Origin of the sequence: Bradyrhizobium sp. Pha-3 (assembly GCF_042258615.1) — a bacterium.
GTDB lineage: Bacteria > Pseudomonadota > Alphaproteobacteria > Rhizobiales > Xanthobacteraceae > Bradyrhizobium.
Map to the genome: position 1 here is coordinate 2,366,933 of NZ_CP170152.1, position 19,198 is coordinate 2,386,130.

The 19,198-nt window shown below is 65.6% G+C and carries 18 protein-coding genes; 10 read left to right on the top strand and 8 right to left on the bottom strand.

The window, feature by feature from the left end; all coding sequences use genetic code 11:
• Positions 1-92: 92 nt before the first annotated feature.
• The 4 genes from pgm to ACE10Z_RS11080 all read left to right on the top strand — a co-directional run bounded on the left by pgm (position 93) and on the right by ACE10Z_RS11080 (position 6,015).
• Positions 93-1,733: a phosphoglucomutase (alpha-D-glucose-1,6-bisphosphate-dependent) gene (pgm, locus tag ACE10Z_RS11065; protein WP_375787948.1), complete on the top strand. Its 1,641-nt coding sequence runs from the start codon at positions 93-95 to the stop codon at positions 1,731-1,733.
• 24 nt (positions 1,734-1,757) lie between these two features.
• Entirely contained in the window at positions 1,758-2,714 is a 957-nt protein-coding gene (locus ACE10Z_RS11070; protein ID WP_375787949.1) for an NAD-dependent epimerase/dehydratase family protein, read from the top strand.
• Positions 2,707-3,582, top strand: coding sequence for a dihydrodipicolinate synthase family protein (locus ACE10Z_RS11075; RefSeq protein WP_375787950.1), 876 nt, complete (start codon positions 2,707-2,709; stop codon positions 3,580-3,582). The genes ACE10Z_RS11070 and ACE10Z_RS11075 overlap by 8 nt, the downstream gene beginning before the upstream one ends.
• A gap of 105 nt (positions 3,583-3,687) precedes the next feature.
• Positions 3,688-6,015 carry a xanthine dehydrogenase family protein molybdopterin-binding subunit gene (locus tag ACE10Z_RS11080; protein WP_375787951.1) on the top strand — a complete coding sequence of 776 codons (2,328 nt, stop codon included), beginning with the start codon at positions 3,688-3,690 and terminating at the stop codon, positions 6,013-6,015.
• 86 nt (positions 6,016-6,101) lie between these two features.
• Here the strand turns inward: ACE10Z_RS11080 and ACE10Z_RS11085 are convergent, their stop codons facing one another.
• From ACE10Z_RS11085 to ACE10Z_RS11095, 3 genes are read right to left on the bottom strand one after another with little or no spacing between them, the layout of a single operon-like run.
• Complete coding sequence (locus ACE10Z_RS11085) at positions 6,102-7,298, bottom strand: acyl-CoA dehydrogenase family protein (protein ID WP_375787952.1); 1,197 nt, start codon at positions 7,296-7,298, stop codon at positions 6,102-6,104.
• A gap of 13 nt (positions 7,299-7,311) precedes the next feature.
• Positions 7,312-8,457: an acyl-CoA dehydrogenase family protein gene (locus ACE10Z_RS11090; RefSeq protein WP_375787953.1), complete on the bottom strand. Its 1,146-nt coding sequence runs from the start codon at positions 8,455-8,457 to the stop codon at positions 7,312-7,314.
• Between the two features lie 4 nt (positions 8,458-8,461).
• The gene (locus ACE10Z_RS11095; RefSeq protein WP_375789805.1) at positions 8,462-9,253 is read right to left on the bottom strand and encodes an enoyl-CoA hydratase; all 792 of its coding nucleotides are present in this window, start codon (positions 9,251-9,253) and stop codon (positions 8,462-8,464) included.
• A 224-nt stretch (positions 9,254-9,477) separates the two neighbouring features.
• Between ACE10Z_RS11095 and ACE10Z_RS11100 the strand changes: the two genes are divergently transcribed.
• From ACE10Z_RS11100 to ACE10Z_RS11110, 3 genes are read left to right on the top strand one after another with little or no spacing between them, the layout of a single operon-like run.
• Complete coding sequence (locus ACE10Z_RS11100; protein ID WP_375787954.1) at positions 9,478-10,098, top strand: LemA family protein; 621 nt, start codon at positions 9,478-9,480, stop codon at positions 10,096-10,098.
• Positions 10,099-10,119: 21 nt separating this feature from the next.
• Positions 10,120-11,016, top strand: coding sequence for a TPM domain-containing protein (locus ACE10Z_RS11105; RefSeq protein ID WP_375787955.1), 897 nt, complete (start codon positions 10,120-10,122; stop codon positions 11,014-11,016).
• 4 nt (positions 11,017-11,020) lie between these two features.
• A complete protein-coding gene (locus tag ACE10Z_RS11110; protein WP_375787956.1) occupies positions 11,021-11,518 on the top strand; it encodes a TPM domain-containing protein in 498 nt (165 codons plus the stop codon).
• A gap of 199 nt (positions 11,519-11,717) precedes the next feature.
• Here ACE10Z_RS11110 and ACE10Z_RS11115 read toward each other — a convergent pair whose 3' ends face one another.
• The 4 genes from ACE10Z_RS11115 to ACE10Z_RS11130 form a co-directional block, all read right to left on the bottom strand.
• Positions 11,718-12,332, bottom strand: coding sequence for a glutathione S-transferase family protein (locus tag ACE10Z_RS11115; protein WP_375787957.1), 615 nt, complete (start codon positions 12,330-12,332; stop codon positions 11,718-11,720).
• A 142-nt stretch (positions 12,333-12,474) separates the two neighbouring features.
• The gene (locus tag ACE10Z_RS11120) at positions 12,475-13,788 is read right to left on the bottom strand and encodes an MFS transporter (protein WP_375787958.1); all 1,314 of its coding nucleotides are present in this window, start codon (positions 13,786-13,788) and stop codon (positions 12,475-12,477) included.
• A 140-nt stretch (positions 13,789-13,928) separates the two neighbouring features.
• The gene (locus tag ACE10Z_RS11125; protein WP_375787959.1) at positions 13,929-14,738 is read right to left on the bottom strand and encodes an MBL fold metallo-hydrolase; all 810 of its coding nucleotides are present in this window, start codon (positions 14,736-14,738) and stop codon (positions 13,929-13,931) included.
• Positions 14,735-15,109, bottom strand: a complete 375-nt coding sequence (locus ACE10Z_RS11130) for a Crp/Fnr family transcriptional regulator (RefSeq protein ID WP_375787960.1) — start codon at positions 15,107-15,109, stop codon at positions 14,735-14,737. Before ACE10Z_RS11130 ends, ACE10Z_RS11125 begins: the two co-directional genes overlap by 4 nt.
• A 204-nt stretch (positions 15,110-15,313) precedes the next feature.
• On the opposite strand from ACE10Z_RS11130, the gene ACE10Z_RS11135 reads away from it, so the two are divergent.
• From ACE10Z_RS11135 to ACE10Z_RS11145, 3 genes are all read left to right on the top strand, one after another.
• Complete coding sequence (locus ACE10Z_RS11135; RefSeq protein WP_375787961.1) at positions 15,314-16,381, top strand: hypothetical protein; 1,068 nt, start codon at positions 15,314-15,316, stop codon at positions 16,379-16,381.
• A 190-nt stretch (positions 16,382-16,571) separates the two neighbouring features.
• Entirely contained in the window at positions 16,572-18,119 is a 1,548-nt protein-coding gene (locus tag ACE10Z_RS11140; RefSeq protein WP_375787962.1) for a hypothetical protein, read from the top strand.
• A gap of 101 nt (positions 18,120-18,220) precedes the next feature.
• Positions 18,221-18,385, top strand: coding sequence for a hypothetical protein (locus tag ACE10Z_RS11145; RefSeq protein WP_223977455.1), 165 nt, complete (start codon positions 18,221-18,223; stop codon positions 18,383-18,385).
• A gap of 61 nt (positions 18,386-18,446) precedes the next feature.
• On the opposite strand, the gene ACE10Z_RS11150 is transcribed toward ACE10Z_RS11145, so the two are convergent.
• Entirely contained in the window at positions 18,447-19,091 is a 645-nt protein-coding gene (locus tag ACE10Z_RS11150) for a glutathione S-transferase family protein (RefSeq protein WP_375787963.1), read from the bottom strand.
• Positions 19,092-19,198 lie beyond the last annotated feature (107 nt).

Genomic DNA, 19,198 nt, shown 5'->3' on the forward strand with positions numbered 1-19,198 from the left:
AACGTAAGCCGCCATGGTAGCACGCCAGGATGTTACGCAATGAGTATCACTCGTTGTGCTGATAGTCGGCGATACCAGATCTGAGAGGTCACGTGACTGCACCAAATCCTGCCGCCGGCAAACCCATCGATCCCTCAGCGCTTGTCAATGTGCCGCGGCTGGTCACGGCCTATTTTGCCGGCAAGCCCGACGCCGGCGATCCCACCCAGCGGGTTGCTTTCGGTACCTCCGGCCATCGCGGCTCGTCGCTGAAGAATTCCTTCAACGAGGATCACATCCTCGCCACCACGCAGGCGATCTGCGATTACCGCCGCGAGAAGGGGCTTACCGGGCCGCTGTTCATCGGCATCGATACCCATGCGCTGGCCGAGCCGGCGCTGGCGAGTGCGGTGGAAGTATTCGCGGCGAACGGCGTCGAGATCATGATCGACGCGCAGGGCGGCTACACTCCGACGCCCGTCATCTCGCACGCGATCCTGAGCTACAACAAGGGCCGCAGCAGCGGCCTTGCCGACGGCGTCGTCATCACCCCGTCACACAACCCGCCGGAGGACGGCGGCTACAAATACAATCCGCCACATGGCGGCCCCGCCGACACCGACGTCACGGCCGTGGTCGAGAAGAATGCCAACCGCTACATCGAGGCCGGCCTCAAGGGCGTCGCGCGGATGCCCTATGATCGCGCGCGCAAGGCCGCGACCACGCATCTGCACGACTACATTACCCCTTATGTTGCCGATCTCGGCAACACCGTCGATCTCGCGCTGATCAAGTCCGCCGGCGTCAGGATCGGCATCGATCCGCTCGGCGGCGCGGCGGTGCATTACTGGCAGCCGATCATCGCGCGCTACGGCATCACCGCGTCAGTCGTCAATGACGCGGTCGATCCGACCTTCCGCTTCATGACCGCGGATTGGGACGGCAAGATCCGGATGGATTGTTCATCGCCCTACGCGATGGCGAGCCTGATCGGGATGCGGGACCGGTTCGACGTCGCCTTTGCCAACGATACCGACGCCGATCGCCATGGCATCGTGACCCGCTCGAACGGGCTGATGAACCCGAACCACTTCCTCGCCACCGCGATCGCCTATCTGTTCGCGCACCGGCCGCAATGGAGCAAGGATGCCGCGATCGGCAAGACCATCGTGTCGAGCTCGATCATCGACCGCGTGGCGAAGAAGCTGAACAGGAAGCTGGTGGAGACGCCGGTCGGCTTCAAATGGTTCGTCGAGGGGCTCGGCAGCGGCGGCTTCGGCTTCGCCGGCGAGGAGAGCGCCGGCGCATCGTTCCTCAAGCGCGACGGCTCGGCGTGGACCACCGACAAGGACGGCATCATCCTCGGCCTGCTGGCGGCGGAGATCATCGCCAAGACCGGACGTGATCCCAGCGAATTGTTCAAGGAGCTGACCGCCGAGCTCGGCGTGCCCTACTACGAGCGCATCGATGTCGCGGCGACGCCGAAGCAGAAGAACGCGCTGAAGGCGCTCGGGCCCGAGCAGCTCAACATGACCGAGCTCGCCGGCGATGCCGTGCGCGCGGTCAGGACCAAGGCGCCCGGCAACGACCAGCCGTTCGGCGGCATCAAGGTCGAGACCGAGGCCGGTTGGTTTGCCGCGCGTCCCTCCGGCACCGAGGATGTCTACAAGATCTATGCCGAGAGCTTCCGCGGGCCGGACCATCTGAAAAAGATCCAGGGCGATGCGCAGGCCGCGATCGCAAAGGTGTTCTGAAGGCGCGGGGCCGGGCGGAATTCAATGCGCGTATTGTTGACCGGCTCCTCCGGCTGGCTCGGCCGCTTCCTCGCGCCGCGGCTTCGACAGGCCGGCCACGACGTGACCGGCCTCGACGTCGTCCCGGGCGAGGCGACCGATGTGGTCGGCTCGGTGGCCGACCGGTCGGTGGTCGACCGGGTGTTCGGCGATCACGGCATCGAGGCGGTGATCCATGGCGGCGCGCTGCACAAGCCTGACATCGCGCGGTTCGCGCCGCAGGCCTTTGTCGACGTCAACCTGTCAGGCACGCTCAATCTGCTACAGGCGGCCGCATCCGCCGGCCATGACCGCTTCGTCTTCACCTCGACGACCTCGCTGATGATCTCGCAGGCGATCCGCGACGAGGAAGGCCATGCGGCGGTGTGGCTCGACGAGGCAAAGGGGCCGCTCGAGCCGCGCAACATCTACGGAGTGACGAAACTGGCCGCCGAAGGGCTGTGCCGGCTGTACAGCCGCGAGCATGGGCTGAACTGCGCGGTGCTGCGCACCAGCCGCTTCTTCCCCGAGGACGACGACACGATCCGCGATATCCACGGCGAGAACCTGAAGGCGACCGAGCTGCTGTATCGCCGCCTGACGGTCGAGGATGCCGCCGACGCCCATGTCGTGGCGCTGGAGCAGATCCGCGGCTTCGAAGTGTTCGTGATCAGCGCGCCGACGCCGTTTGCGCGCAGCGACGTCGCTGACCTGAAGACAGATGCGGCCGGCGTGATCGCGCGCACGTTCCCAGATGCGCCGGCGCTGTTCGAGCGCCAAGGCTGGCATTTGCCGAAATCGATCGGCCGGATCTACGACGCGCGCAAGGCCGAACGGCTGCTCGGTTTCCGCGCGGTAACCGACTTTGCAGTGGTGCTCGGCGCCCTGCGCAGCGGCGAGCCGCTTCCCTTTGCGCACGATCCCGATTATGTCTCGCCGTCAACGAGGCTCGCAAATGGCTGATTTCCACGGCGTCTTCCCGTATCTGGTGTCCCCGGTCGATCCCGCCGGTCATGTCCGCACCGAGGTGCTGGGCCGGCTCTGCGACGACCTGATCAAGGCCGGGGTCCACGGGCTGACGCCGCTCGGCTCGACCGGCGAGTTCGCCTATCTCAACAATGCGCAGCGCATGCAGGTGGTGGCGACCACGATCGAGGCCGCGCAGGGCCGCGTGCCTGTTGTCGCCGGCGTCGCCTCGACCTCGACGGCGGATGCGGTGGCGCAGGCCAAGGCCTATCAGAAGCGGGGTGCTGCCGGCATTCTCGCGATCCTGGAGGCGTATTTTCCGCTCAGTGACGCGCAGGTGGAATCCTATTTCCGCGCCATCGCCGACGCCGTCGACATCCCGGTCGTGATCTACACCAATCCGAACTTCCAGCGCTCCGACCTCACGCTCGACGTCATCGCGCGCCTCGCCGCGCATTCGCGGATCGGCTACATCAAGGACGCCTCGACCAATACCGGCCGGCTGCTGTCGATCATGAACCGCTGCGGCGACAGCTTGAAAGTGTTCTCGGCCTCCGCCCATATTCCGGCTGCGGTGATGCTGATCGGCGGCCATGGCTGGATGGCCGGGCCGGCCTGCATCATCCCGCGGCAAAGCGTCGAGCTCTACGACCTCTGCCGCCGCGCCCGCTGGGACGAGGCGATGGCCCTGCAGCGCAGGCTCTGGCGCATCAACGAGGCGTTCGCCCGCTTCAACCTCGCGGCCTGCATCAAGGCCGGGCTCGCGATCCAGGGCTACGACGTCGGCGACCCCGTGCCGCCGCAGGCGCCGCTCACGGCCGAGCAGCGCAAGGTGGTCGAGGACGCGTTGCGCGATCTCGGCTGAAACTGGCGTTGCATAAGGCGCATTACGTCGTCGTTTCCGGGCGTGTTGTGTCGCGCCGAAAATCCGTTAAAACCCGCCGAAATTTCTGAAATCAAGGACCCTCCGATGAACATTCTTCCCGGCAATATGCGTTTTGGTGCGGGCCAGCCGGTCAAGCGTCTGGAAGACCAGCGGCTGCTCACCGGGACAGGGCATTTCATCGACGACAAGCCGCAGGACGGCGCGCTCTGGCTGCACGTGCTGCGCTCGCCGCACGCTCACGCCAACATCAAATCGATCGACGCCAAGGCAGCGCTCGAGATGCCCGGCGTCAAGGCGGTCTATACCGGCGCCGATCTCGTGAAGGACGATATCGGCACGCTGCCGACGCTCGCGATCTTCAAGCGGCCCGATGGCTCGCCGATGACCGTGCCGCCGCGGCGCCTGCTGGCACACGAAGTCGTGCGCTACGCCGGCGAGGGTGTCGCGGCTGTGGTCGCGACCTCGCGCGTGCTGGCGCAGACCGCGGCCGAGGCGATCGAGATCGATTACGAGGTGCTGTCCTCGGTGGTCGATCCGGTCGAGGCGATCAAGCCCGGCGCGCCGGCGGTCTGGCCGGAGGCCCCCGACAACATCGTGGCCGCGATGAGCTATGGCGACGCCGCCAAGGTCGAGGAAGCGTTCGCCAGCGCGGCGCACAAGGTGTCGCTTGACCTGGTCAGCCAGCGCCTCGTGCCGTCGGCGATGGAGCCGCGCTCGACCATTGCCGAGATCGAGAAGAAGACCGGCCGGCTCATTCTGCATGTGCAGTCGCAGACCCCGGGCTCGACCCGTGATCTCCTGGCGGAATCGATCCTGAAGCGTCCGAAGGACAGTGTGCGCGTGCTGGTCGGCGATATCGGCGGCGGCTTCGGCCAGAAGACCAGCCTGTATCCCGAAGACGGCATCGTCGCCTATGCCGCGACCAAGCTGAACGAAAAGATCCGCTGGCGCGGCGACCGCACCGACGAGTTCGTCGGCGGCACCCATGGCCGCGACCTGACCTCGACCGGCGAGTTCGCGCTCGACGCCAAGGGCCGCGTGCTGGCTTACCGCGTGCGCTCGATCGGCGGCACCGGCGCTTATTCGTCGGGTACCGCCAACATCATTCCGCTGGTGCTCGGCCCGTTCGTGCAGACCGGCGTCTACGATCTGCCGCTGGTGCATTTCGAGGTGAAGTCGGTGATGACCAACACCGCGCCGGTCGGCGCCTATCGTGGCGCCGGCAGGCCCGAGGCGGTGTTCATCGTCGAGCGGCTGTTCGATGCCGCCGCGCGCCAGATCGGCATGGACCCGCGCACCATCCGAAAGGTCAACTACATCAAGCCGGCGCAGCTGCCCTACACCAACGCGGTCGGGCAGGTGTATGACTCCGGCGCCTTCACCCACATGCTGGAGCGCGCGTCCGATTTGGCCGACTGGAACGGCTTTGCCGCGCGCAAGAAGGCGGCGAAGAAGAAAGGCCTGCTCTACGGCCGCGGCCTGACCAGCTACATCGAATGGACCGGCGGCCGCGCCCACACCGAAAACGTCTCGCTGCATGCGACCGCCGAAGGCCGCGTCATCCTGCATTCCGGCACCATGGCGATGGGGCAGGGCCTCGCCACCACCTACACCCAGATGATCGCCGATACGCTCGGCATTGCCATGGACAAGATCGACGTCATCCAGGGCGACACGGATCTTGCCACCGGCTTCGGCAGCGTCGGCTCGCGCTCGCTGTTCGTCGGCGGCACCGCGGTCGCGGTCTCCACCAACGACATGATCAACAAGGCGCGCGACAAGGCCTCCCACCTGCTCGAAGCCTCCGTCGGCGACATCGAGTATCGCGACGGCTTCCTCACCGTGGTCGGCACCGACAGGCGCATCAGCCTGTTCGAGATCGCGAAGAAGGAAAGCGGCGCCAAGCTCTCGGTCGAGAGCGAGGGCAATGTCGACGGCCCGAGCTGGCCGAACGGCACCCATATCTGCGAGGTCGAGATCGATCCCGAGACCGGCGTGACGCGGGTCGTGCGCTACACCACGGTCGACGACGTCGGCGTTGCGGTCAATCCGATGCTGGTGACGGGGCAGGTGCATGGCGGCGTCGTCCAGGGCATCGGCCAGGCCCTGTACGAAGGCGTGGCCTACAGCGAGGAAGGCCAGCTTCTGACCGCGAGCTATCAGGACTACTGCATCCCGCGCGCCTCCGACGTTCCGCCGATCACGGTGACGCTCGATCCCTCCGCGCCGTGCAAGACCAATCCGCTGGGCGCCAAGGGCTGCGGCGAGTCGGGCGCGATCGGCGGGCCGCCCTGCATCACCAACGGCGTGATGGATGCTTTGAGCGAGGTCGGGATCACCCAGCTGAACACGCCGCTGACGCCGGTGAAGATCTGGCAGGCGATCCAGGACGCGAAGGTGACGGCTGCTTAGCCGTCATTCCGGGGCGATGCGCAGCATCGAACCCGGAACCTCGAAGTTGTCGCGCGAGATTCCGGGCTGGCGCTGCGCGCGCCCGCCTACAACCCCAGCACCATCTTCGCGATGATGTCGCGCTGGATCTCCGACGAGCCGCCGAAGATCGTATAGGCCCGCCCGTTGAGATATTCCGGCACCACCGGCAAGAGCTCCTCAGGGATCGCCGGCTCGTGGTTGAGCCGGTAGAACGGCCGCGCCGGTTCGACGGCAAGACCGTCATTGCCGATCACGTCGACGCCGAGCCGCGTCACGGCCTGGCGGATCTCGCTGACCCGCAGCTTGATCAGCGACGACACCGCGCCGGGGTTCTGCCCGGTCTGCAGCGCCGACAGTACCCTGAGCTCGGTCATCTCGAGCGCATCGATATCGACCTCGACCTCCGACATCCGCATCGCGATGTCGGGGTCCTCGATGGCGCGGCCGGTGACTTCGGAGCCTGCGAGATCGGAGATCGTATTCAGCGCCTCGCGCAGCTTGGCCGAGGCGATGCCGGAGCCGCGCTCGAACTCGAGCAGATATTTGCCGTAGGTCCAGCCCTTGCCTTCCTCGCCGACGCGGTTGGCGACGGGCACCCGGACGTCGTCGAAGAACACCTGGTTGACCTCGTGGTCGCCGCCGATGGTCAGGATCGGGCGCGTGGTGATTCCAGGCGTCTTCATGTCGATCAGGATGAAGCTGATGCCGTCCTGCTGCCGCTCGCCCTCGTTGGTGCGCACCAGCGCGAACATGCGGTTGGCGTGATGCGCATGCGTGGTCCAGATCTTGGTGCCGTTGATGAGGTAGTCGTCGCCGTCGCGCACCGCGCGGGTCTTCAGCGACGAGAGATCGGAGCCAGAACCCGGCTCGGAATAGCCCTGGCACCAGTAGTCTTCACCCGAGAGGATTCGCGGCAGGTAAAAGTTCTTCTGCTCCGGGGAGCCGAAGCCGATGATGACGGGGCCGACCATCTTGACGCCCATCACGTTGACATTCGGCACGCCGGCGCGGGCGCATTCGGCCTCGAAGATCCAGCGCTGCGCCGGCGTCCAGTCCGGACCCCCATGGTCAACCGGCCAGCCCGGCGCGCCCCAGCCCTTCCTGTGCAACGCACGTTGCCAGGCCATGCCGATATCGGGGTCGGAGAACACCGACGGCGTCAGCGCGGTGGCGCGCTTCATTTCCGGCGTCAGGCTCTCGGCGATGTAGTCGCGCACTTCCTTTTCGAAAGCGCGTTCCTCGGCACTGAAGGTGAGATCCATGGTGCGCTCTCCGTTAGCCGTGGGCGCGGCCGCTCAGGGCGGCGTGGCGGCGATAGTGATGGGCGCTGCCGCCGAACAGCGTGTCGAAGGCGAGCAGCCGCTTGAAATAGGCGCCGATGTCGAGTTCTTCCGTGACGCCCATGGCGCCATGCAGCTGCACCGCCTGTTCGGCGACGAAGCGCGCGCATTTGCCGATTTTTGCCTTGGCACCGGACGCCGCGCGGCTCCGCGCCACGGGCTCGGCGTTGGCCATCAGCGCAGCGCGTAATGCCATCGAGCGCGCTTCGTCGACCTGCATCGCGACGTCGGCGAGGCGATGGCGGATCACCTGATTGGCCGACAGCGGCCGGCCGAACTGTTTTCGAATCTTGGTGTATTCGAGCGTGGTGTCGAGCAGTGTCTGCATGATGCCGACCGCCTCGGCGCCGAGCGCGGCCATCGCGCGGTCGACCACGGTCTCGATCGCGGGCAGCGCATCCTGCCCGTCGCCGAGCAGCGCGTCGGCCGGCAATTGCAGATCCTTCAGATCGAGGTTGCAGCCGCGCCCGCCACCAAGCCGCGCGTAGTCGCGCAAGGTGAGGCCGGGCGTCCCGGCGGGCACCAGGAACAGGCCGAGCTTGCCGGATGCGCCGTTGGCGTTGGCAACGCGGGCGGAGACGATGATCTGGCTGGCGGCCGCGCCGTCCAGCACTGCGATCTTGCTGCCGTTCAACCGCCAGCCGTCGGCGGTCCTCGTGGCCGTCGTGTCGACATGGGCGAGGTCGAAGCGCGCGGCGCGCTCCGAATGCGCGAAGGCGAGCGTGAGCGCTCCCTCGGCAACCTTGGGCAGGATGGCTTGCTGCTGCGCCTCGGTGCCGCATTCGGCGATCAGCGCAGCGCCAATCACGACCGTCGAGAGGAAAGGCTCGGACACCAGTCCGCGGCCGAACGCTTCCATCAGTAGTCCAATCTCGATGGCGCCGCCGCCGAGCCCGCCATGGGCTTCGGCGATCGGCAGCGCCAGCCAGCCAAGCTCGGCGAATTGTTTCCAGACCGCAGGCGAATAGCCGAGCGGGTCGTTCGCCGCCTTCTTGCGATGGTCTGATGTGAAGGTTTCCGCCACGAAGCGGTCGGCACTTTCGCGCAGCAGGCGCTGCTCGTCGCTGAGGGTAAGGTCCATCTGGTCACTTCACGTTGGCGGTTTTCTTGACGGAGGGATGCAAACCCGCGGGGTCCACCACCATTCCGAATTCCTGAAGATTGTGCGCGTGGCAGAGCTGATGCAGCGCGAAGGCCTGATCGATCGCCGCCGGCTGGCCCATGATGTCGATCGAGCGGTTCACCGCCTCCTTGGAGAGCTTCAGTGCGAAGGCAGGCTTGGCGGCAATCCTGCCTGCCAGCGCCAGCGTGAAGGAGGAGAGATCGCCGCGCGGCACCACATGATTGACCATGCCGAGGCGATGCGCCTCGTCGGCGCTCCAGACATCGGCGGTGAACAGCATCTCCTTGGCCTTGCGCGCGCCGAGCTCCCAGGGATGCACGAACCATTCGACGCCGCAGACGCCCATCGTCACCACGGGATCGCAGAACTCGGCATCGCTGCTCGCGACGATCAGGTCGCAGGCCCAGGCCAGCATCAGCCCGCCGGCGATGCACTTGCCATGCACCTCCGCGATCGTCGGCTTGGCGAGATTGCGCCAGCGCCTTGTGATCTGCAGGTAGATCTCCTGCTCGCGCGCGAAGCGGCCATGGGCGTTGGGTTCGGCGAAGCCGCCCCAATTTCCGACTGGCGGGAAATCGACGCCCGCCTGGTTCTTAGCCCCAGGCCTGAGATCGTGACCGGCCGAGAAATGCGGGCCGTTGCCGGCGAGAATGATGACCTTGATTGCGTCGTCCTGCACCGCGTGGTCGAAGGCGGCGTTGAGGTCGTAGGTCATCTGCAGGTTCTGGGCGTTGCGCGCCTCGGGGCGGTTCATCACGATCCGCGCAATTGCAGGATCAGGCCGTTCGACGACAATCGTCTCGAATTGTTCAGACGCCAATGGATCCTCCCAGGATCGATTTTCTTGGCATGATGAACGGCGCAAGGAGGGATAGGCAAGGGCCATCATCGGCAAAATCCGCCGCGAATCCCGCCACGCGGGATTGTCGGGCGAAAATCTGTTACTCTGATCGAGAATCCACCGGGAGGACCATCTTCATGCGCAAGCTTTGGACCGTGCTGGCAGCGCTGGCGACCTTGAGCCTGACCAACTGCGGCTACAACGCGATCCAGACCAATGACGAGACGGTCAAGTCGAGCTGGTCGGAGGTGGTGAACCAGTACCAGCGGCGCGCCGACCTCGTTCCGAACCTGGTCAACTCGGTGAAGGGCTTTGCGCAGCAGGAGAAGGACGTGCTGCTCGGGGTCACCAACGCGCGCGCCAAGGTCGGCAGCATCCAGGCGACGCCCGAGGTGCTCAACGATCCGGCCGCGTTCCAGAAGTTCACGCAGGCGCAGGGCGAGCTGACCAGCGCGCTGTCGCGGCTCCTGGTCGTCACCGAAAATTACCCGCAGCTGAAATCGGATGCGCTGTTCCGCGATTTGATGGCGCAGCTCGAAGGCACCGAGAACCGCATCACCGTGGCGCGCAACCGCTACATCAAGGCGGTGCAGGACTATAATGTCGGCATCCGCACCTTCCCGAACAATCTGACCGCGATGGTGTTCGGCTACAAGGAGAAGCCCAACTTCACGGTCGAGAACGAGAAGGAGATTTCGACCGCGCCGAAGGTCGATTTCAATCCGGCGCCTGCGCCTGCGCCCGCGCCGTCGAAATAGCGCCGCCAGGCGCCGATCGCGATGACCGCCGCACGCATCATCCTGCTCGCCTTCCTGCTGGGCTTCGTGTGCCCGGCGTGGGCCGAGGTCGCGGTGCCTCAGCTCACCGGCCGCATCGTCGATCAGACCGGGACGCTGTCGGCGAGTGACGTTGCGTCGCTGAACGACAGACTGAAGGATCTGGAGACCCGCAAGGGCAGCCAGATCGCGGTCTTGATCGTGCCGACCACTGGTGAGGAAACGATCGAGCAGTTCTCGATCCGCGTTGCCGAGGCCTGGAAGATCGGGCGCAAGAAGGTCGACGACGGCGCGCTGCTGGTGGTCGCCAAGAACGACCGGCATTTGCGCATCGAGGTCGGCTACGGCCTCGAAGGCGTGCTGAGCGACGTCATCACCCACCGCATCATCGACGAGGACATCACGCCGAAGTTCAAGGCCGGCGATTTCACCGGCGGCATCTCGGCCGGCGTCGACCGCATGATCCGCCTGGTCAATGGCGAGCAATTGCCGGCGCCGGAGCCCGAGCACTGGCAGGGCCCCAATCTCGTCGATCTCGCCAATCCGGTGACGATCTTTGTCGTCATCATCGTGGCCAGCGTGCTGCGCGCGATGCTGGGGCGGCTATTGGGCTCGGCCGCGACCGGCGGCATCGTCGGCGTCTTCGCCTGGATGGTAGCCGGCTCGCTCGCCACGGCCCTGGTGGTTGGGCTGTTCGCTGCAGTTGCGGCGCTGATTTTCGGCGGATTGAATTTTGGTGGTCCGGCGGCCGGCTCGGGACCGTACCGGCGCGGCGGCGGCTATTCCGGCGGCTGGTCGGGCGGCGGAGGCTGGAGCAGCGGCTCGAGCTCGAGCGACAGCGGCGGCTTCAGCGGCGGAGGCGGCAGCTTCGGCGGCGGCGGCGCTTCGGGGAGCTGGTAGGCACATGGGCATCAGGCGCATCGGCAAGCATCTGCTCGAACATCGCTGGCGCGTGCGGCGCGAGTTTCCGCCGCGCGTGCTCGACGCCATCGAGCGGGCGATCACGGCGGGGGAGGCGACCCATTCCGGCCAGATCCGCTTCGTCGTCGAGGGCGCGCTCGACGGCGTGCCGCTGTTCCGCGATCAGCCGGCGCGGGAGCGGGCGCTCGACGTATTCGCGCACTTGCGGATCTGGGATACCCATCACAACAACGGCGTACTGATTTATCTTTTGCTTGCCGACCGCGACGTCGAGATCGTGGCCGATCGCGGCATCGATGCGAAGGTCGGCCGCGCCGGCTGGGAAGCGATTTGCCGCGCGATGGAAGCGGACTTTCGCGCCGGCCGGTTCGAGCAGGGCGTGATCAAGGGGATCGAGGCGGTGTCGCGGGAACTCGCGCGGTATTTCCCGCATGTCGCCGGAGGCCCGAACGAGCTGCCGGACAAGCCGGTGGTGATTTAGGGCGACCAACGATTTGGTCCGGTGCTCTCATCCTCCCCTGGAGGGGGAGGATCGACGCGAATGCAATGAGCGGCGAGGTGGGGTGAAGGTCTCTTCGCGTGAGCGCTGCCCGGGTGGAGAGATCACCCCACCTCGGCTCGCATTGCGCTACGCTTCATGCGAACCGATCCTCCCCCTCCAGGGGAGGATAAGAAGAGGCCTACGCCTTCACCGAAGGCCGCTCACCCACACGGTTGAACCAGGCCACGATGTTGGCGTTCGACTGGTCGAGCGGCTGGCCGACCTGGTTGCCGAAATCGAGCCAGCAATAGAGCAGCATGTCGGCGAGCGTGAAGCGCTGGCCGCAGATGTAGTCGCGGCCGTCGGCCATCTGGTCGTTTAGCCATTTGATGCGGTTGGCGGCGATCATCTTCAGCCCGGGCGAAGCCTCGGGCGCCACCGGAATGCGCTTCTCGAAGAACTTCAGCGCCTCGCCGAAGCGGTAGCCGTTGGCGAGCGGCTCGGCGATGTTGAGATCGACGCGGCGCGTCCACATCCGGCATTCCGCGCGCTCTTCCGGTGTCGTGCCGATCATGGCGGGTGAGGGGTGCTTCTCTTCGAGATATTCGCAGATCGCCGTGATCTCCGAGAGGTAGTTGCCGCAGTCGAGCTCGAGCGCCGGCATCTGGCCGTGCGGATTGCGCTTCAGATGCGCTTCCTCGCGGTTCTCACCCTTGCGCAGATCGACAGTCTGTTTGGGGATCTCGATGCCCTTCTCCGCCATGAACATGCGCACGATGCGCGGATTGGGTCCGATCGAGTCGTAAAGCTTCATGGTCCTCGCTCCCTGTTCTTCAGCGTTGTTCTTGCCGCTGTTGAACAGGCCACGCGCGGATTTGTCAAATGACCCGTCACATGTGCGGTCGCGCGGGCGTCGGTCGTACCGGTCGCGCGCCGACCGCGTGGTCTGCTTGTCGTCATTGCGCCGGTTGAGTTGCGATGCCCGGCACGGACGGTCGCCCGCGATAGACCGCCAGACCCACGAGACCCACTGCCGCAGCGAACAGGATGTAGTAGACGGGCGCCGCCTTGTCGCCCGTCACCTGGACCAGCCAGGTGTTGATGAACGGCGCCAGCCCGCCGAACAGCATCACGGCGAGATTGTACATCAGCGATGCTCCAGTCGAGCGCACGCCGACGGGAAAAATCTCGGTCATGAAGGCCGGCATCGGGCCGGCCAGGGCTCCGAGCAGGACCGCAACGATCTGCAACTGCCAGAGGTTCGCGGTGGTCGGGGCGGCGACGAGCCGCTGCAAGATCACATAGAACAGCAGGCTGTAGACGATCAGCGCCGGAACGAGCACCGCGCGACGACCGATCCGGTCGGAGAGGGCGCCGCTGGCCACCGCCACCGCCGCATTGACGAGGCTGACGACGAGCAGGCCGAGCTGTGCATTCAGGATCGGCAGCTTCAGCTCGGCGACCGCATAAGTGGGTAGAAAGATCGCATTGACATAGTTGATCGCCGTTCCGGCCGCGATCAGGCAGAACGAGGCAATCAACTCGCGTGGATGTTCGGAGAACAATTGGCCGAGCGTGGTCTGCCTGCTCGGCTGCGCCGTCGCGGCCTTCTCGGCGAGATAGGCCTGGAATTCGGGCGACTCGTCGCACCTGCGGCGCAGATACCATCCGGTCGGCCCGATCAGAATGCCGAGGATGAACGGCACGCGCCAACCCCAGCTCGCGAAGGCGTCGGGCGACAGGCCGAGATTGAGACCAATCGCCATCGCCGCACCGAGGCCAAACGCCAGCGATTGCGACACCATCTGGAACGAGCCGTATAAGCCGCGCCGGCCGGGCGGCGCGAATTCGATCAGCATGGCGCTTGCGCTGCCGAACTCGCCGCCGGCGGAAAAACCCTGGATCAGCCGCGCCAGCAGCAGCAATAGCGGTGCCGCGATTCCGATCGCGCCATAGGTCGGCAGCAGGCCGAGCAGGCCGGTGCCGACTGCCATCAGCGATATCATCACGACCAGTGCCTTCTTGCGGCCGTGCTTGTCGGAATAGAGCCCGAACACCAGGCCACCCAACGGCCTGGCTGCGAAGGCGATCCCGAATGTCGCGAAAGTCAGCAGCAGCGAGGAGTGCGGATTGTCCGCCGGAAAGAACAGCTTGCTGAGGATGCCGGCGAACAGGCCAAAAACGGTGAAGTCGAACCATTCCAGCGCATTGCCGATCGTGGAGGAGATCACCACCCGGCGGCGCATCTGCGCCATCGTGTCGACCTGCATTCGTTTCGTCTCCCCGCTATCGGCAACGGCTTGCATCGCCGAGTCCGTGATTCTTATCGTTGTGGGCCGATCCTAGTGCAAAGTCGCGGCAGGCCACAACGGGTGGCCTTGGGCGGGTGGCCTTGGGCTCGGTCCGGGCGTCAATCGTCGAGCTTGTTGAGATCGCGCACCGACTGCATGATCGGCTCGAAATTCGAGCGCGCATCGAGTGCGTCGAACAGTTGCGCGGTGTCCTCGAGCAGGGCATGCGAGCGCTGCAGCGCGATCCGCACGTCGTCCTGCGGCGTGTCGGACAGCCGGCCATGACCCGACAGCAGGATCTTCGAATTGAGGCCCTTCAGCCGCTCCAGCGACTGGATGTAGTCGGCGATCGAGCCGGAGCCGAACACGCCGCCCATCACGCCGCCCGGCATCAGCGTGTCCGCGGCGAACAACAGCCCCTTGTCCTGATCGAACAGCGAGATGCAGGCCGAGGTATGGCCCGGCGTGTACATCACGCTAAGGCGGAAATTGCCGAGGTCGATCAAATTGCCTTCCTCGAGCCAGATGTCGATATCGATCGGTACGTTCGGTTCGTTGAACATCTTGCGCAGCATCGAGAAGTCGTCGCGCAGCATGATCTTGTTGGCGGCAAGCCGGTGCGCGGCGATGTAGGCGCTGCCGTGGAAATGATAGGCCGCGCCGATATGATCGAGATGCTCGTGGCTCAGCACCACCATGTCGATCATGTCGGGCGTCACCCCGAGATGGTTGAGGCAAGCGACGAGCGACGGATAGTTGGTCGACAGCCCGACATCGATCATGATGGTCCGCTTGCTGCCGCGCACGAGATAGGCGTTCGCCGCGCGGTTCTTGAAGCGGATCTGATAGACGTCGTCGGCCGCCTGGATCAGCGTGGCGACGTCGGCCTCGAACAGCGTCTTGAAGGGGCTAGGCTTGCGCTCGCTCATGGGGTGGCCGCCGCTCGGTAGGTGACGGCGTTGGACGCGCGCAGGCGCTTCGAGAGCGCATCCATCACCATCAGCGCGAAGGCCGGCTGCTGGCTGACGAGATAGACGAAGCGGGCGTGGTTGATCCGCATCACCCGCGTCGCGGGCGCGGAGGCGATGGCGGTTGCGGAGCGCGCCGAGCCGTCGATCACGGCCATCTCGCCGAAGAACTCGCCCTTGCCGAGGCTGACGATGATCGTTTTGTGTCCGCCATCGATCTTGGCGATGTCGACGGTGCCGTCGAGCACGACAAACAGCTCGCGGCCGGTCGAACCTTCCTCAAAAATGACGTCATCGACATCAAATTCATTGATGCATTTCTCGATCGTCATGGCGCTCTCCTGCCTTCTGGCTGGAAGACGGCGGTATGTTAATCGGGAAAGCGCCGCGCGCAAACGGAGCTGACGCAGATTGCCGCATGGCAACATCGCCCGAATCCGGCCCGGAAAACTCCCTAAAATTTAGGTAATGGCGGAGCAGGGTAACCATTTCGCAAGCAATAAAAGTTACCGAATTGTCAACCCAGTCTGGAGACTTTGAACGTGAGTGAGCAGCAGAGCGAGCCGGTCAGCGGTCAAGCCGGCGCCGAAACGGCGGCGAAGAGCGAGCCCGCGATGGCCGTGGCCGGTGTCGAGGCTGTCAGGCTCGCGCCCGATCAGGAAGAGACCTCGCCAAAGGCCGACGCGCCCAGGATGGACGCGCCGAAGGTTGAATCCCCCAAGGCTGAGCCCTCCCGGCTCGATCCCATGATCGAGGCCAAGATCGACGCGAAGATCGAGCCGACCAACATGGACGTGCCCAAGGTCGGGACTGGTAAGCGGGAAGAGCCGCGTTTCCCGGGCAAGCTGATGATCATGGCGCCCGGTGACCGGACCTGGGACCATGAGGCGACCGCCTCCAAGCCGGGCGCCGAGCAGGGCGCCAAGACAGCAGGCAAACCGGCCGGCACGCGCCGGTTCGGGGCAATGGCCGCGGTGATTGCGCTGGCGACCGTGGCAGGCGCCATCGGTGGCGCGCTCGCGACCGCCGGGCTCGGCCATCTTGCCGCTCCCGCCGTTGCCTCCGTCAGGGATGTGGCCGCCAGCGACGCTGCGAAGGACGCCGCCGCCAAGGAAGCGGCCGACGCCGCCCTCGCCCGGATCGAATCCGAGATCACGGCGCTCAAGGCCAGCGTGGAGCAGACCGCCAAGGCCGGCCAGGCCCAGTTCAGCAAGGCCAGCGACCGGATCGAGAAGGTCGAGAAGGCCCAGGCCGAGCCGATCGCCAGGCTCAACAAGCTCAGCGAGACCGTCGACAAGCTCCGCGCCCCGCAGACGACCGTCGCCGCAGCGACGCCCGCCCGCGAGGTCACGGGCTCAATCACCCCGGCGACTGCCGCGGCAGCGCCTGCGGCCCCAAGGCCCGAGGTCGGCCGCATGCCGGTGGTCGACGGCTGGGCGCTGCGCGACGTCGGCAATGGCGGCGCGCTGATCGAGGGCCGCGGCGGCATCTACGAGGTTTATGCCGGCGATCCCGTCCCCGGCCTCGGCCGCGTCGACGCGATCCGCAAGCAGGATGGCCGTTGGGTGGTCGTCACCAGCAAGGGCCTGATCGTCTCGCGCTAGAGCTTCGGTTCTGATTGAATCAGAACCGAACCTCTAGCTTGTTGTTTGGACGCGTTTTCTTCACGCGAACCGGCGTCCACTTCGCTCGAAAACGCTATCTTCGGCCAAACACGACAACAGCAAGGCGCTTCACCGCGATGTGAAGCGCCTTTTTTCTTGAATAGGGTTTGCCGTGCGGTGTTAGTGGAGCATGAGCCGCGCGCTGAAATGCCTCCTGGTGATGTCCGTTCTGCTCGGTGGCGCCGTGCCTGCGCGCGCCGCGGAGGATCGCGCGCTCGAGCGCGGCGCGGCGGTGATCGATCCCGCGAGCCTGCGCGAGCTCGATCATGGCCGCCTCAGTCTCGGTCGGATGCTCGCGCCGGAGCGTTCCGCCGACACGCCGCTGTCCAACCGCGAGCTGTTCGGATTGCCTGCGATGGTGCCGGTGCGCGAGGCGCTCGATCGCGAATTCGATCGCTATGTCGCGAAGCACAAGGCAAGCCTGCCGAACGAGAGCATCGGGGTCGGCGACGGCTTTGCATTCCAGCTGTTCGACCGCGCGCTGTTTGAATCCCCCGACGTTCGCTTCGTGCTGTCCGGCATCGTCAACCGCATGGACCGCGCCTATGTGGCGCCGAACAGCTGCGGAGAGATCCGGCTGATCTACCGGCTGACCCGCACCGACGTGCCGCTGATCGGCGAGAACGCGGTGTCGCAGCGGCTGCCGATGACGTTGAACCTGGTGCTGAAGGCGAAGGGCGACGGCAATGATGTATCGCTCAGCTGCCGCGAGATCGCGCGGCACTGGCTCGCGACCGCCAGCGCACCGCCGGCGATGGAGAAATTGTTCGGCAAGGACGGGCCGCTCAACCTGATCGATGCGCGGAACATCGATCGCATCGAGACCAATCTGCAGATCGCGCACGCGCCGAAATCCGCGGTGCGCGACTTCCGTACCGACTATCTCCTGAAAGTGTTCGACTATGACGGCGCGGCAAAGCGCTTTGCCGAGGCGCCGCTGGAGAACCAGATCGATCGCGATCGCATTCTGGCCGACGAGGCGCTGAAGCGCGACTTCAAGGCGTGGCTGCTCGATCCCGGGCATTTTGCCGAGCTCGATCGCGGCACCCTGCTGATCCCCGATCGCTTCCTCGCGACCGGCGCGGTCGCACCGACGCCGACCGGTTTTGACGTCAGCGACCTGGAGCCGGAGTTCGGGGTGGTGCAGGGCGAGGGGACGGCCGGCACGGCAGTCTTCTCGGAAGGTGACGTGGTCGGCGCGTTGCAGAAGGCCGCGGCGGACGGAACGAAACTGCAGAACATCCAGTCGCTGGCCGGCTTCGAGCGGCGGCTGAACGATGTCACCTGCGCCGGCTGCCACCAGACCCGTGGCATTGGCGGCTTCCATTTCCCCGGCGTCGACTGGATGGCGGCGAAGCCGTCGAACTCCACCGTGGTGCCGGCTTCGCCGCATTTCTTCGGCGACCAGGTGCGTCGCCGCGACATCCTCACGAGCTTCCGCGACGGCAAGGCGCCGGACTTCTCGCGCGGCTTCTCCAGCCGGCCGCAACTGCGCAGCAGCACCGAGCTTGCCGGCACCGAATACAGCGACGGCTGGGGCGCACATTGCTATCTGCCGGGCAACAGGCCGGCCGAGACCGACCGCAGCTTCCGCGGCTGGACCTGCGCCGAGGGGCTTGCCTGCCAGGTTGCGGGGAAGGCCTCGCGGATGGGGATGTGCTTCGTGAAGGGGCGGTAATTCCAGCCGGAACCGAAGCGGCTGCGCGTCATTATTTGATGCTACATTGCGGTTCGCGACCACGACCCGAACAGCCCAGCCCTTGAGCGGAGACCGGCCCGATGAGTGCTCCCGAGCAGGACAAGCAGCGCAACCGCGAGATCGCGGCCAACGAGGCCGAGCGTCAGGCGGTGAGCGCCGTCCGCGTCAGCAGCTGGGCGATCGGGCTTGCGGTCATCATCGGCATCATCGTTGTGGCCGTTGTCTGGTCCTGGCTGAAGCGCTGATTCGCCATAGCGTTTTCAAGCGAAGTGGGCACCGGTTCGCGTGAAGAAAACGCGTCAAGATTTAAGCGTAGTGCTTCAGGCGCGGGCCGGGCAGCAGGTCATAGGCCGATTTCCAGCCGGGCAGGGTGGCGATGCGGCCGAGCCAGGCGCTGATATTGGGATGGCTGGTCGCGAAATCGTAGCCGGTCTCGTCGCTGGGATAGTGCAGATAGGCCATCATCGAGAAATCCGACACCGTCGGCCGCGCCCCGACCATGAAAGCTTTGTTGCCGACATGCTGGTCGAGGATGCCGAGGAAATCGTCGAGCCGCGCGCGGAAATATTTCAGCACCTTCGGATCGGCTGACGGCGTGAAGGTGCGCATGAAACGATAGGTCGCCATGTAGCCGGAGAGCTTCTGGTTGTCCCAGAACAGCCAGCGCAACAACTCGTACTTCTCCGCCGGCGTCTCGCCGCCGAATTTTCCGTACTGCTCGGCAAGCTGCAGCAGGATCGGCGCGGTCTGGGTGCGGCGCTCGCCGTCGACCTCGAGCACCGGGATCTCACCCATCTCGTTCACGTTGGCGCGCCATTGCGCGGTCCGCGTGATGCCGCCGCCGAAATCGGTCCACACCGGCTCGAACGTCTCGCCGCACAGCGTGAGCATCAGCGCGAGCTTGTAGCTGTTGCCGGATTCCGGGAAGTAATGCAGGCGGTAGCGGGGCATGTTGGACGCCTTCCGATGAAAGAAAACTCGCGGACCGCGTAGCCCGGATGGAGCGCAGCGCAATCCGGGACGGCGCGATCCGGTCGCAAGGCCGGCCCCCGGATTTC